9 protein-coding genes are annotated in these 15,180 nt (G+C 55.0%); 8 read left to right on the top strand and 1 reads right to left on the bottom strand.

The genetic code is table 11. From position 1 onward, the window contains the following. The 6 genes from LKO31_RS02130 to LKO31_RS02155 all read left to right on the top strand — a co-directional run. Positions 1 to 4,798, top strand: a 4,798-nt coding sequence (locus LKO31_RS02130; protein WP_227688437.1) for a VWA domain-containing protein, incomplete at its 5' end; no start/stop codon positions are given. 48 nt (positions 4,799 to 4,846) lie between these two features. Next, the gene (locus tag LKO31_RS02135; RefSeq protein ID WP_227688438.1) at positions 4,847 to 5,578 is read left to right on the top strand and encodes an OmpA family protein; all 732 of its coding nucleotides are present in this window, start codon (positions 4,847 to 4,849) and stop codon (positions 5,576 to 5,578) included. 3 nt (positions 5,579 to 5,581) lie between these two features. Further along, positions 5,582 to 6,973, top strand: a complete 1,392-nt coding sequence (locus LKO31_RS02140) for a TolC family protein (RefSeq protein ID WP_227688439.1) — start codon at positions 5,582 to 5,584, stop codon at positions 6,971 to 6,973. Positions 6,974 to 7,002: 29 nt separating this feature from the next. Further along, on the top strand, positions 7,003 to 9,156 hold the full coding sequence (locus LKO31_RS02145) for a type I secretion system permease/ATPase (RefSeq protein WP_227688440.1): 2,154 nt from the start codon (positions 7,003 to 7,005) through the stop codon (positions 9,154 to 9,156). Then, on the top strand, positions 9,153 to 10,256 hold the full coding sequence (locus LKO31_RS02150; RefSeq protein WP_227688441.1) for a cell wall hydrolase: 1,104 nt from the start codon (positions 9,153 to 9,155) through the stop codon (positions 10,254 to 10,256). Before LKO31_RS02145 ends, LKO31_RS02150 begins: the two co-directional genes overlap by 4 nt. Before the next feature lies 1 nt (position 10,257). Further along, positions 10,258 to 11,523 (top strand): HlyD family type I secretion periplasmic adaptor subunit, encoded by a 1,266-nt coding sequence (locus LKO31_RS02155; RefSeq protein ID WP_227688442.1) that lies wholly within the window; start codon positions 10,258 to 10,260, stop codon positions 11,521 to 11,523. Between the two features lie 162 nt (positions 11,524 to 11,685). On the opposite strand, the gene LKO31_RS02160 is transcribed toward LKO31_RS02155, so the two are convergent. Continuing rightward, a complete protein-coding gene (locus LKO31_RS02160; RefSeq protein WP_227688443.1) occupies positions 11,686 to 12,690 on the bottom strand; it encodes a transglutaminase-like cysteine peptidase in 1,005 nt (334 codons plus the stop codon). A 466-nt stretch (positions 12,691 to 13,156) separates the two neighbouring features. Here LKO31_RS02160 and LKO31_RS02165 point away from each other — a divergent pair, with 466 nt between their 5' ends. Further along, positions 13,157 to 13,669, top strand: coding sequence for an RNA polymerase sigma factor (locus tag LKO31_RS02165; RefSeq protein WP_227688444.1), 513 nt, complete (start codon positions 13,157 to 13,159; stop codon positions 13,667 to 13,669). Then, on the top strand, positions 13,666 to 14,649 hold the full coding sequence (locus LKO31_RS02170) for a FecR family protein (RefSeq protein WP_227688445.1): 984 nt from the start codon (positions 13,666 to 13,668) through the stop codon (positions 14,647 to 14,649). The genes LKO31_RS02165 and LKO31_RS02170 overlap by 4 nt, the downstream gene beginning before the upstream one ends. Positions 14,650 to 15,180: the final 531 nt, after the last annotated feature.

Below are 15,180 nucleotides of genomic sequence, written 5' to 3' on the forward strand. Positions count from 1 at the left end.
AGACGGCTTTGCGGGTCTGACGATCAATGGCGACACGGTGACCGGTGCGCCGCAGACCATCAACGGCCTGTATGGCACGCTGACCATCACCAGCTTTAATGCCACCACCGGCGCGCTGAGCTACAGCTATACGCTGGACGGCAGCATCAATCATAATGATGGCATCGCCGACCAAGATGTCTTCAATCTGGTCGTCACCGACCGCGACGGCAGCACTGGCAATGGCACGCTGACCATCGCCATTGTTGATGACACCCCCATTGCGCGCGATGATACGGGCAGCTTGGCGGCTGGCCAGGCCAGCACCGGCGGCAATGTGTTCACCAATGACACCATTGGCGCGGACGGCCCTGTGGCTGCAAACAGCCCCGTCACCGGCATTGTGACCGGCACCGGCGCGGTCGGCAGCGCCATGAGCGCGACCGGTCTATATGGCTCGATCGCCATCAATGCCGATGGCAGCTATACCTATACCCGCGACTATACCAAGGCTTTGCCAACCACCGGCCCGATTGAAGAGGTCTTCACCTATCAGATCACCGATGGCGACAGCGACAAGGCGACCGCCAAGCTGACCATCAGCTTGACCAACAGCCCCGTCACCATTGTTGATTTGACACCCCAAGCATCCGGCGGCGAGCTTAGCTTTGCGGAAGAGAATTTGAGCAATGGTTCAGCACCCAACGCTGGCCTGCTCACAAAAACTGGTGATTTTTCAATTACGGCGCCCGATGGCGTCGCGGAACTGAAAATTGGCGGCGTGACGGTTATTAACAATGGCGTATTTACCGCGCAGACCATCACCACGCCGGAAGGGCACACGCTTCAGATTACCGGATATAACGCTGTCACAGGAAAGGTCAGCTATAGCTATACCCTGACCAGCAACGAGGCGCATGCCAACCTTCAGGGCAAGAATGAACTGTTCGATAATATCTCTGTCACGCTGAAAGACAGGGATGGCGATACGGCATCCGGCACATTGTCCGTCAAGATCATCGACGATGTTCCGGTTGTGGACATTACGGGCGCAACCACCATCAACGAAGGCGCTGCGCCGATCACTGGCAATTGGTCCATGATCCCTGGCGCAGATGGCGTTCCAGCGACCCAATTCACCCTTTCTATAGACGGTGGCCCTGCCCAGACCTTCACCCTGACGGGCGGACAATATCAAGTCGATGTCAGCGGCAAGGGCATTTTGACATTTAACCAAAATGGCACATGGTCGTTTAATGCAAATGAACGGATCACTGCCGACAAGAGCCTTAATTTCACGTTGAAGGCCACGGATGCCGATGGTGACGTGTCCACCGACACGCATACGATCTCGATCAAAAATGCGCCGGATATCTTCATTGTCGGTTCGCCTGATGATGACAAAACAGGAAGCACACCAGATCATACAGTGCCAAGCGGCCCTGTTGATGGAGCGGTGAACGGCGGCGTAGGCGATGACGTGCTTTTCGGCGATCCCGGTTCCGTGACAATCACGCCCGGACAGAAGGCGAATATCATGCTGGTGCTGGACAGTTCTGGCAGCATGGAAAACCAAATTTCTTTTGGCGGTCAGCAAATTTCGCGGATGCAGGCGCTGAAAAATGCCGTCAACAGCCTGTTGGATTCCTTGGGCAACTCCGGCGCGTCACAGGTTCGTATTCACTTGATCGACTTTGACAGCACCGCCCGCTCGCTTGGTACATTTGATATTGTGTTGAACGGCGTCAACAACGCAGCGCGCATTCAAGCGGCTAAAGATGCTGTGAATGCGATGACAGACGAAGGCGGCACCAATTATGAGGACGCGCTTATCAAAGCGCTGAGCTGGCTCAACTCCACCGATGCCAATACCAAGCCGATTGTGGGCGCGGATATTAACAAAATATTGTTCGTATCCGATGGTGCGCCGACGATGTGGGACAATGGCACCAGCGGAGGCCAAGAGCAGTTGTCGCATATCACGAGAGCGATCAACGAAATGTTAGGTGCCAGTGACGGCACAAATGATGTTCAGAATATATTGGACAAGGCCGGCTGGAGCATCGACACCATCGGTATTGCGCTGAACAACACGCCCGAGCGGATCGATTACAACAGCCGTAGCAGCTACGATGCCCTAACCGGCAACGGAACACGCACAGCCTATACAATTTCCGCATCCGGTGGCACGAATATTGCGCAAGTTTCTGCTTGGTCATCAACCGCAGCACCTACGAGCGGCAACCTGACGAATGTTTATGCTGCGTCAAATGGCCGCTTTGGTGTCGGTGATGACGGCATTTCCGGAAACGAAGTCCTACGTTTCGACTTCGGATTTGGAAATGACTATGATGGGAATGGAAATTACTCAACAAACGGCTTTAACGGCATTCCTGTTACCTCCGTTCGCTTTGACCTTTCCAGCTTCGGGAGTGGGAATACCACGATAAGCTATACCGTCCACTACACCGACGGAACCTCAGAAACGCTCACCAGAAGCTTTAACGGGGCCACTTTGAACGATTGGGACATTTCGGCTCCAAGTGGTAAATTCATCGATTATATCGCGCTTCAAGCAACCGCAGGTGGCGGCGGATATATTGCGCTGGACAGCATCGTTCGTGCAACACCGCTGGAAATTTTGGGCTTGCTGGAAGGCGTTGGGGGGCAAGCCACCAACGCACAGACAGCCGAGGCTTTGATCGGTGCCGTAGGAAGCCTGGGTGGATCTACAACTCTGGCCCCTGCTGGTAATGACAATATTTCTGGCGGCGCTGGGAATGATTTAATCTTTGGTGATGCGCCATTCACCGATGTCCTCGCAGCGGCCAAAGGATTGGACCTGCCCGCCGGTTCAGGCTGGCGCGTGTTCCAAGTGTTGGAATCAACGCCATCGCAAAACTGGACGCGCGCGGACACGCTGGAATATATTCGCACACACCAAAATGAACTTGGCAGAGAAAGCGGACGCACGGGCGGTAACGACATCATCAACGGTGGTGACGGCGATGACGTCATCTATGGCCAAGAAGGCAATGATGTCATTGACGGCGGGGCGGGCAATGATCGCCTTGTCGGTGGTACGGGCGCAGACATACTGACGGGTGGGACCGGTGCGGACCGTTTCGTGTTCGGGTCTGGCGACAGCCGCGTCGTGACGTCTGGCACGGGCAATGCGGGCACCCTTTCTGGCTATGACAAGGTCACCGACTTTAAACTGTCAGAAAGCGACCGGATCGAGCTGACGGTACCGAAAGTCATTGTTGCGAGTGCGACTAGCGGCTCGGCAAATACGAGCAATGACAGTATATTGACCATCGGAGGTAGCACGATCAAATCGCACTCCATTACCAATGGCGTGATCAGCTTCTCGACCAATAGCACGTTCACCACAGGAACGGTGATAACCATTGGTTCTGAGAATAGTTTGGCTGCTGTGGCTGAATATTTGCAGAAAAACAACCTCGGTAATGCCGGAACCACGGTTGGTTTCGTCGCCAATGGCCGAAGCTTTATTTACCAACAGGTCGGCGCAACCCCTGATGCGGCAAAGGATATCCTTGTTGAACTGACAGGCGTTACGGCCGCCGATTTGCCGACGGTGTTGACCACCGGCATTGTCAACCAAGCCCCGCCGATCGTGTTGGACTTGGATGGTAATGGGCTGGACTTCCTGTCCCGCGCCGACGGCGTAACCTTTGATTATATGGGCAATGGTGAACGCCTTGGTACGGGCTGGGTTGGTCGCGGTGACGGCATTTTGGCCATCGACATCAACCGCAACGGCACAGTGGATAATGGTTCGGAAATCGTCTTTGGCGGTAACGGACTGACCGACCTTCAAGGTCTTGCCGCTGATTTCGACAGCAATGGCGACGGCGTGTTGGATGCTAATGACGCGCATTTCAGCCTGTTCGGCGTGTGGCAAGACGCGAATGGCAATGGCATTTCGGACGAGGGTGAATTCCGTACCTTGGAAGATTTGGGCATTATCAACATCAATCTGCGCTCGGATAACCAAAGCTATACGGCTGCGGATGGCGATGTGCTGGTTCATGGCCAAAGCAGCTTCACACGGGCTGACGGCAGCACCGGCATCATCGGTGACGTCAGCTTCACCGTGGGCAACAGCAACCGCGAAGCAGAGCAAGCGCGCTTTGCCGTGACCTCGGCTGGATCGGCTTTGGCTGCGGCCTTGGTCGCTGTCGCGTGGGAAGCGGACTTGCTGCCCGCCGTACAGGCCCATGCGGTGAACGTCCCCGCAGACACGACGTCCCTGGCCGCCCCATCGGTAACACCCGAGGCACCGACTGTAACGGATATTCCGACTGCGAATGACAATGCTGGCCTTCCGGCAAGTCATAACGAGGCCGCACCAGCGACAGCGCCGTCCCATCTGGGAGGTGACGATAGCAATGACCTAGCGGCTGCGGACCTGTCCGCACCCGTGACGCAGCCAGATCAGGCTGATGATCAGAACAACCAAGGATCGGAATCCTTGTTCGATCTGGTCGCAGCATCTTCTGATCAATTCATGGATCAGTTGATCGCGATGCCGGTTGAGGCGCAAAATGCGGCCCCATCATCAGCCGACACCGCTGCTGCTGCTGATATTCTGAAGGAAGTGGCCGATGAAGGTGCCGTGGACAGCTTGCTGGATGCGGTGGTTGGCCAAAATGATCCTGTTGCCGCTGGACACGCAGCTTCGTCTGCTGACCTTGCCGCGCTGCTGGATCAACAACTGGTCGCACCAGAGGCTCATCACATAACCCAAAGCAGCAGCTTGGAGCATGACTTGAGCCAAATTCCGCAAGGATAAACTATAAACGCCATTGGAATCTAAAAACAAATTAGGGGCAAGAATATTATGTCATCTAGAGGAGCAAAATGGACGGTGGGCTTTGCCGCTGTCCTAGCAGCGGTGGTTCCGCATGTTGCGTCAGCACAAGCGCTGAATGTCAATCAGTCGGTTTCGGCCCTGCGCGGAGAGGTCAAGCAACGCTATGATGCCGCCTTGGCTATGTCGACCAATCCCAGCGTGATTGCGGCCAATAACGCCGTTCATAATTGGGCGTCGGATGCCAAGATCCAGTGCGGTATCGCGTTGGGATTTTTGAAATCCGGCACCAAGGACGCGGACAGCTTGCGCCGCTGTGACTTTGCTTATGGCATGATGAACAATGTGCCGCCTCCGGCATCTCCGCCCGCAGCCATCCCCGCCCCTCCTCCTCCGCCGCCAACGGACAATTGCCCGCCAGAGGTTGCGGCGACCTTCTTCTTTGACTTTGACTCGGTTGTGCCATCTTCCGACGCCCAAGCATCGGCCGCCTTTATGGCAGAAAACCGCGCCCGTTGCGGTTGGCGGAATTTCACCGTCGTCGGCCATACCGACCGTGCGGGGTCGGATGCTTATAACAACAAGCTGTCCGTCCGCCGTGGTGAAGCGGTTGCCGCCATTATGACATCTGCCGGCATTCCAGCCAATATTATTGCGGTGTCCGGCAAGGGTGAATCGGACCTGCGTGTCCAAACGATTGACGGCGAACGCACGCCAGCCAATCGCCGCGTCGAAGTGCGCGTGAATGTGACGGGAGAATAAGCGATGAAAATCTCTGCATTTGGAACGCAAATCGCGTCCGCTCTGGCGCTGGTCTTCGCCGCCTCCCCCGCATCGGCGCAATCCTTGTCGCTGAAGGATGTGATTGCTGTTGCTATCGACACCAATCCCCAAATCCATCAAGCGGAAATGAACAAGCAAGCCATTGAGTTTGAATTGGAACAGGCCAAGGGCCTGTATATGCCCCGCGTGACGCTGGAGGCATCGGCGGGTGTGCGCCGTTTGGAAAACCAAACCCGCCGTAGCCTGAACATCGCCAATCAAGAACTCTACCCGATCGAGGCCCAGCTTCGCGCCGAACAGACGCTGATCGATTTTGGTCGCCGCCGTGGTGAGAAAACACGCCAAGCGGCCCGCGTCGATGGCGCAGGTTTGCGCGTGTTGGAACGGTCGGAATTTGTCGCACTGCAAACCGCGCGCCAATATTTGGACGTTTTGTTGCAACAGCGAATTGTTGCTGCCGCCGAAGACAATCTAACCTTCCACAACGGACTGGTTCAAGATTTGGCGGGCGGCGTGCAAGCAGGCTCGATCAGCGTAGCTGATTTGCAGCAAGCTCAAGAACGTGCAAAAGCGGCCGCCGTTCGCGTTAGCGAAGCCGCCGAAGCGCTGGAAACTGGCAAGATTAACTTGCTGGCACTCAGCGGATTGCAAGTGAATGACGTGCAATTGCCACCAGCCTTTACGGAAAAACTACCGTTGAGCCTGAATGACGCCATTGGCCTGGCCCGCACACGTCACCCCAAGGTGTTGGAAGCCATTGCGGATGTTGATGCCGCCAACGCTGATGCAGCGAAGAACAAAGGCGACCTCGCCCCGACGATTGGTCTAGAACTGTCGGGCCGTATCGGCGACGACATTGACGCATTTCGCGGCGAAACCAATGACCTGCAAGCCAAAGCGGTGATGCGTTGGGCCATTTTTGATGGCGGTATCAACCGCGCAAAATATCAAGAATATGTCCGCCGTGCGAGCGAAAGCCGCTTCCGTATGCATCAGATGATGCGCGAAGCGGAAACCGATGTGCGCAGCGCATGGAACAGCAAAAACACGCAAACCAACGTGTTGCGCGACTTGACCGATCAAGCCGCATCGACCGATGAACTGCTATTGTCTTACCGCGATCAATTCTCGGTTGGTCGTCGTTCGCTGTTGGACGTTTTGGACGCGCAAAACACCCGTTTCAACGTCCAAGTGCGCGCTGAAATCGCTCGCTTCTCGGAAATTTTTGCGCAATATCAAATCTTGGCTGCGACCAACAGCCTGTTGGATGCGTTTGAACTGAGCGCCCCTGCATCGCACCGCGTGAGTGCCCGTCAGGATGTGAATTTCGGTCCGCCCGTACCAGCAGAATTACAACGCCGTCGTAACCCATAATAAAGGATTACGACTCTAGAACTGGTCATATGATGATGCGGGACGAACCTTCGCTGACCGTCATGAACGATAATGAAGCAGGCGATCCATTGATCGCCTGCATTCATTTTATCGCCAGACATTTCGGTCAAAGCTTTCAACGCGCGGCGCTGTCGTCGCTGGCGCGCGACGAGCAAGGGCATTTGCCCTTTCACCAAGCCGAAGCAGCGCTAGAGCTTTGCTTCATCAATAATGAACGCATCTACACGCGCAAGGTCCGGCAATTTACGCGCCAACTGCCCGCCATCATGCTGCGCAAGGACGGATATTGTTCCGTCCTTCTCGAAGAAAAATCGGGCCAATATCTGGTATGGGACCCATCGCGCCCTGAAGCGGTGTGGGTATCCGAAGAATTGGTCGAGCGGGATTATGGTGGCCAAGCCATTGCGGTTTCCGCTGATACCAGCTCCATTCAAGCCGAGCAGCGCCCGTGGGACGCTATGGCCAAACGCCATTGGTTCTGGAACGAACTTTATCGCGTTCGCCGCTCCTTCTATCCGGTGCTTGGCGCGGCCTTGATGATCAACTTGTTGGGCTTTGCCCTGCCGTTGTTCACCATGAACGTTTATGATCGCGTCCTGCCGAACAAGGCCGTGTCCACTCTGTGGGTGCTGGCCATTGGCGCCATGCTGGCCTTTGCCATTGAATTCACGTTGCGCCTTGCACGGTCGACCTTGTTGGATGATCTGAGCAAAGAGTTGGACGTGAAGCTGTCCGAAAAAATCTTTGCCAAAGTCCTGAGTATCCCCATGTCCGACAGGCGCGGCAGCACAGGCATGTTGGCGCGGCGGGTGTCAGAATTTGAAACCGTTCGCGACTTTTTCGCATCAACCACGATCGTCTTGATTGTCGATGTGGTTTTCCTGTTTTTATTCCTGATCATGATCGCCGCACTGGCCGGATGGTTGGTGATCATCCCCATGACCATCATCACCATCATGGCGGTTTCAGGATATTTTCTGCAACGCAAAATCACCGCGGCATCGCTGGACGCGCAAGCTGACAGCAGCATCCAACACAGCATGTTGGTGGAAGCCATTGGCGGCACCGAAACGGTCAAAAGCTGCGCAGCAGAAGGTCAGATTCTGGGCCAATGGCGCCGGATGGTTGACGCCAGCGCCCGCACCCAAATTGAATTGAAACGTATCAACACGGTCGCGGTGAATCTGGCGTCTATTGGCCAGCAATTCACCAGCCTATCGCTGGTCATCGGCGGATTTTATCTGTTCGATCAGGGTGACATTTCGATGGGCGCGATCATTGCCATTGTGATGTTGGCTGGCCGTTCCATGGCACCCGTTGGACAATTGGCCTTTCTGATCACCCGTGGGCGTCAGGCCGTAACCACCATGTCGAGTATCCAACAGATGATCGACGCCGAAGACGAACGCCGCATGGGCAGCAGCACGCTGGATTTGGAAATTCACGAAGGCGCTGTGTCGGTCGAGAATATGTCCTTTGCTTATGCGGGGGCCGCCGCAAAATCGCTGACGGATATCAACCTAAAAATCCGCCCAGGTGAAAAAATAGCGATTGTCGGGCGCGTGGCATCGGGCAAGTCGACTTTGGGCCGCTTATTGTGCGGAATTTATCCCCCCGAAGACGGCAATATCTATATCGACGGATTGGACAGCCGCCAATATTCGCCTATCTATTTGCGCTCGCAAATGCGCTTTGTTGGGCAAGACAGCGTTTTGTTCAGCGGGTCGATCAAGCATAATTTGCAATTTTGCGCTCCCGGTATCAGCGATGAAAAATTGCTGAAGCTGTTGCAGGGGATTGGCGCGGACCAATTTATGGGCCGCGACGAAACCGGCATGGACCGCGTGACGGGTGAACGGGGCAGCCAATTGTCCGGCGGTCAGCGCAGCTTTTTGACCATTGCTCGGGCCATGGCATCGCCGTCGAAATTGCTGTTCTTGGATGAACCGACAGGCGCGATGGACACTCAAAGCGAACGCCACTTTGTTCGGGCGCTGGAAAAAATGCTGGATCCCAAGCAGACGGTGGTCATCGCCACCCACCGCGAAGCGATTTTGCATATTTGTGATCGCATCATTGTGATCGATCAGGGCAAGATTGTTGCCGACGGTCCGCGCGAAGAAATATTGGCACGCTCTATGCCCAAGGATGGCCCGCGTTGAGCAACCTCGCCGCCTCACCTCCCCCAGAAAAGGGGCTGACCGATGGGACAATTGATCGGCAAATCTATGTCGATCAGGCGGTGGAATCACGCCGCCTTGCGCGCCCATGGATTGCGGGGTTCGGCGGACTGGCTTTGGCGGTGATGGTCATTGCCGCCAATCCCAATGCCTTGCCCCATTTGGCCAAGTTATTTGAACGCCGCGACCCCAACGCCCCTACCAGCCTAAGCGCCGCCGAAATGCAGCGCGAGGAAATCGCTCAGCTTATTTCGGAAACCGACAGCGACGTCACCGAAGCTGCGGCAGAGGGGGACGACGCCATTGCACAAAATGCGTTATTGCCCAAATCCGACCTGCCAGTGGAATCGGCACGCCCCTTTCAATTGCCGCATTTATCAGCGCTGCAAACCACCAATGCCGAACGCTGTTTAACGCAGGCCATCTATTATGAAGCGGCCACCGAAAGCGATGCTGGCAAAGCCGCCGTCGCGCAGGTCATTTTGAACCGCATGCGCCACCCCGCCTATCCCGACAGCGTATGCGCTGTGGTGTATCAGGGCAGCACGCGCCCAGGATGCCAATTCAGCTTTACGTGCGACGGATCGATGGCGCGCGCACCCGTTCCAGCCTTATGGCGTCGGGCGGGTGAAATTGCGCGATCTGCGCTGGCGGGCCATGTCCACAAGCCCGTGGGTATGGCAACCCATTATCACGCCAATTATGTCCTGCCTTATTGGGCACCCAAATTGACCAAAATTGAACAAATTGGCGCGCATATTTTTTACCGTTGGCCCGGCAGTTGGGGCCGACCCAAGGCCTTTGGCGACGCTTACGTCGGCCAAGAAAGCATCCCATCCTTTGACAGCTTGTTCAAAGGGTCGAACATCACCCCCGCGATGGCAGAGGAAGGCGGCATCACCGCCCTGCCCGCCCCGCGCGATCCAACCGACCACCGCACCGAAACGGATGTGGGGGGCCGTGTGGATGTTACCAAGGGCTGGACACCCAGTATCCCTGACCCCACAAAAACAACATCCCGCTTTTCGCGCCTGACCGGCGAACAGGCGAGCGGCGACGACAATATCAGCAAGAGCGAGTGATATGCTGCGATCTTTTTTGAATTACTGGCAGCGCCTGCGCGGCGCAGAGCAAATCACCATCGCCGCTGCTGCGGGTTTCACTTTGTTTTTACTGTGGGCTAGTTTTGCCAAAGTCGATGAAGTGACGCGCGGCCAAGGCCGGGTCATTCCATCCTCCAAAGTCCAAATCATTCAATCGGCCGAACCCTCGACGATCAAGGAAATTTTGGTTCGCACCGGCCAGACGGTGAAAAAAGGCCAATTGCTGGTGCGGCTGGACAACACCATGTCGCAATCCGAATTGGGGCAATTGGAAACCGAAAATCAATTGCTTGCCCAGCGCGCCGCCCGTTTGGAAAGCGAAGGCGGCAGCGGTGCAGGCTGTGTTGGCGACAATTGCGGCGACGAAGGCCGTTTGATGCAAGTTCGCCGTTCAGCCTTGCAAAGCCAATTGGCCGCCTTGTCTGCTTCGGTGGACCAGCGTCAACGCGACGCTGGCGAAGCCCGCGCCACCGCGACATCGCTCGAAAGCAGCCTGCGTTTGGCCCAGCAACAAGTGGCGATGCTCACGCCCTTGGCGCAGAAAAATGTCATTCCGCAGACCGAATTGCTGACCGCCCAGCGCGAAGTGGTGGATATACAGGGCCGTCTAGCCGCCGCCCGCCAAGCCATTTCGCGGTCCGAAGCCGCCGTGCGCGAAGCCCGCGCCGAAGTGTCGCGCGCTCGTTTTGACTTCCAACAAGAAGCCTTGAATGAACGCAGCCAGCTCACCACCAAAATGGCCGTCAACCAAGAAACCATTCGCGGTGCCGAGGGGCGGCTGGCCCGTTCGGAAATTCGCGCCCCTGCGCGCGGCGTGGTCAATGACTTGTTGGTTAACACCGTCGGCGGCTTTGTGAACGCTGGCGAACAAATTTTGCAAATTGTTCCGCTGGGCGACAAATTGCTGATCGAAACCCGCGTGACGCCGCGGGACATCGCCTTTTTGAAAGTGGGCGACCCTGCGAATGTGAAGGTTACGGCTTATGACTTTTCCATCTATGGCGGGCTGAAAGGCCGTGTGGTTCGCGTGTCGGCGGACAGCATCTATGACGAAGTAGAACGTCAGGCCTATTTCACTGTCGTGGTGGAAACCGAAAAAAGCTATTTGGAAAGCGGCGGTCGCCGTCTGCCGATTACGCCCGGCATGATGTGCGATGTCGAGGTGCTGACCGGCAAAAAATCGGTTCTGACCTATTTGCTGAAACCCGTTTTAAAAGCCAGCGGATCGGCGCTTACCGAACGCTGAGCAGCGACCAACGGATTATGCCAACAAAGGGCTGGGCCATTTTTGCGGAATGGCCCAGCCCTTAATTTATGCGCGGCGCAAGCATGGCAGCGGATCGCAGGCGCGGCGATGCTCTCGGCCATCTGATACCAGCGCCCTTATTATCGTTAATCACGCAATGGATTAGTTAATCGACTGACGCGCTGGAACAATGTTGCTGGCTAGGTCTTGATCGCGAATGGCATGAACCCAGCGGCGATCTTCGCTGAATGATAATACCGGCCGTACATCCACCGCTTCATGGGCGGCGTAAACGCGGTCGATATTATTATCCAGCACCCGATCCCCAGCGGTGCCGGACACCACTAGAAAAGCATGATCGGCATTGCCCGCCAAATCCCGCAGCAACATCAGGCGCATTTTCGATGCGCTGACGCCAGCGGCGCGCAGCATATGCATTTTCAAAATGGCATAATCTTCGCAGTCACCCGCTTTGTTGGCGATTGTCTCTGCCGCGCTCGCCCAATAGTCGCGCTGCCCATAGGTCGTCATATCCGCACGATAGGCAATAGTCTGGTTCACATGGCGATTAATGCGGCGCAGCACTTCGTCGTCGGCCATATCTTGGCTCACGCCAGCCTGTTGCAATTGATGCTGCATTAAGGATGCCGGCGGCGCCGCACGGACACGCTGCCAGCGATCATCGAACGCTGTGCGGCGCACGGGGATGGGCCGTGTGCCCATGGCGTCCCGCAAATTGGGGCGGTCGATACGAAAGGCATGGGAAAAGCCCTGCGCCCGTTCCTGCTCGCATTGTAAATCCGCGCTTTGAGCGCGCACCTCACCCAAATTGAGAGACGTACGGCTGGCCGGTGCCATCGCATTAACAGGTCGGTTCGCCAACGACCGCATCAAAATCGACTGTGTGGTGGATGCTGGCTGGGTGGATTCCGGTGCAGCGTCGGTTCGCTGGCTCAGGCGGATACGCTCCAAGGCACTTGGCGCGCCGTTCAGTACCAAACGCTCACGGCTCAGGCTGGCACGGTCGGGAACCCCTACCCCGCACTCCGGCCCTTCGGCAACTTCGTTAACATCTTGCGCCGGCTCTTCGGCCAAGGACGACATGGCAGAGGCATCCGCAGCCCAAGCTTGCATCGCAAAAAATGCCACACAAAGCCCTGATTTCATCCACTTTTGCGATAATGTCGCGAAAGATTGACGCCGTGCCATGCCCTCAATTTGCCCAGCAGACGTGGACGTTGGGCTTACGGAAATGGTTAAGGCAATATTAGTTGAATTTATTCGGCCCTGCGCGGTCATATAATGCAGATGCGTTCACAAAATATCGCAATCCGTCATTATGAAATTTTTAGCAGATCCATTTACCGACTATTCTACACCCTTCCCGTGCCGATGCGGGCCTAGGTTGGGTCAGTAGCAGCCTGCGCAATATCGCGACCCCATGCGAAATCCGAACAGCTTTCCCAATAAATAATAATTTTAAATTATTTTCACGAACGATACCCCCTCATCATCATTTTTTTCGTCTTATACTGTAGGGTTGCTATATAAGTTTCGACTGAACGAGGGCATTGATGTACCAATCACTGATATCATCCTTCGCGATCAATAACATAGTTAGGGGTGACTGATTATGTTAGCAGATGAGGTCTTTTGGGATACGGCGGGCATGGCAGAAAAATATGGCAGCAGCTTGCGGACATATTTTGCACGCCGTGCATCAAAAGATGATGCGGACGATCTGGTCCAAGAAGTCTTCCTCAAACTGCAAATCAGCAAATCGACGAAACCGGTTACCAATGTCGAGGGATATTTATTCGCAACCGCCAGAAATGTTCTGATCGATTATATTCGCGCCAATAAAGTTTCCAACCCCTCATCATATGAAATTTGGTCAGATAGTCATGGCAATGCGGACCCGCTGTCGCCTGAACGGATCGCCATTGGCCAACAAGAATATCAATGCGTGATGCAAGCCATTGTGAACCTGCCGCCCAGAGCAAGACAGGCATTTGAACTGCATCGCTTTGAACACCTGACCTATCAAGCTATCGGCGATCGCATGGGAATAAACAGAGATTCGGTTAAGGATCTGATGCACCGCGCGCTCGTACGAATTGCTGAAGAATTGAAAGCACGACAATGACGCGCAACGCCTCTCCCCCCAGCTCGGACCTGTTGTCCGAAGCCGCCTTTTGGTACAATGAACATTTGGCTGGCGACATGTCCGACAGCGACGCGAAACAATTTTCTAGCTGGCTCGCACGTTCCCCAGCGCATCGCAATGCATATGGCATGGTTGATCGCGGTTGGATGATTGCGGAACGGATGCAGGCCGACTTGGAACAAACACCCTATGTCAAGCCATCGCGCAGTCCATCAAATTGGCGCCGACATGCGGCGATGGCCGCTATGCTGTTCATCGCCCTCTTCATCAGCGTTGCGACGCTGCCGAGCTTTATCAAAAGTGGAAATGATGTCACGGTACAGAATTTCCAAACCATAACAGGTCAACGGTCGATCATCACCCTGCCTGACGGCACACGTGTCACCATGGATTCTGAAACCGAATTGAAATTTTCAGACCTGGCAGACGAACGCAGGGTTGAAATGCTGCAAGGACGCGCCTTCTTCAACGTCGCAAAAAATGCCGAGCGCCCATTCATCGTGCATGTTGATGGCAAGACGGTCAAAGCATTGGGCACCGCGTTCGAGGTCCGCCTTGATGGCGACCAAATCGCCGTGGTTCTTGCCGAAGGAAAAGTGAAAGTAGAGGATAGTAACGTCCGAGGTAGCACGGAAATGACACCGGGTCGTCAATTGGTCATGCAGTCCGACCGGCGATGGACACTCAGCAATGTCGACGTCAAAAAGGAAACAAGCTGGACGGACGGGCGACTGGTTTTCATGAACGACCCCTTGTCGCAAGCGGTAACGGACGTGAACCGTTATGCGAAACGCAAATTGGTCTTTGTCGACAATCAAATCCCCACGACGGATATCGTTGGCGTTTTTTCCTCGGGCGACATTGACGGATTTGTGAAGGCCTTGGAACTGAACGGAATTGCGAAACAGATATCCTCCAATGACAAGGAAATCCTTTTGGTGTCGCAGCGCGGCGATTAAAATGACCGCTGGCCGCCAAGGTCGCCCACCACAAAAAATGCTGGCGATGATTTAACAATGCGTTGGGGCTGCGCTGTCGCTTGAATTGGCGGCGGCACAAAGACCATATTCAGCCATATATAAACGGCGTTAAAGCTGTGAGCAAAGGCCCCACCCCTTCTTTCTCTAAAACTGTTTTTGCCATCGTCATTTTATATGGCGGTTGGTGAATCATAATTTTTATGACGTTAGCGGTCCCAATCTCGGCCCCAACCATTCCGCCCAACCATTCCAGCAGACGCTCACCGCCACGGCCATACAAGCCATGACACTCGCCCATAACGATATGACGCCATCAGAATATTTTGATGGAATAATCATCACTTACATGGAAAATGTCGAAAATATCTTACAATAAATATCGATAAGTCCATATAATATTTCTCATTTATCCGTAAATACCGTTGTTTTGTTATGTGGCATAGGTTACGGCCATTGGGTCAATTCGAAAAATCCTTTCGAAATAACGGGGGCAGAAATGCAGTTGGCAGA

It is taken from the genome of Sphingopyxis yananensis (assembly GCF_020687785.1).
GTDB classification, from domain to species: Bacteria; Pseudomonadota; Alphaproteobacteria; order Sphingomonadales; family Sphingomonadaceae; genus Sphingopyxis; species Sphingopyxis yananensis.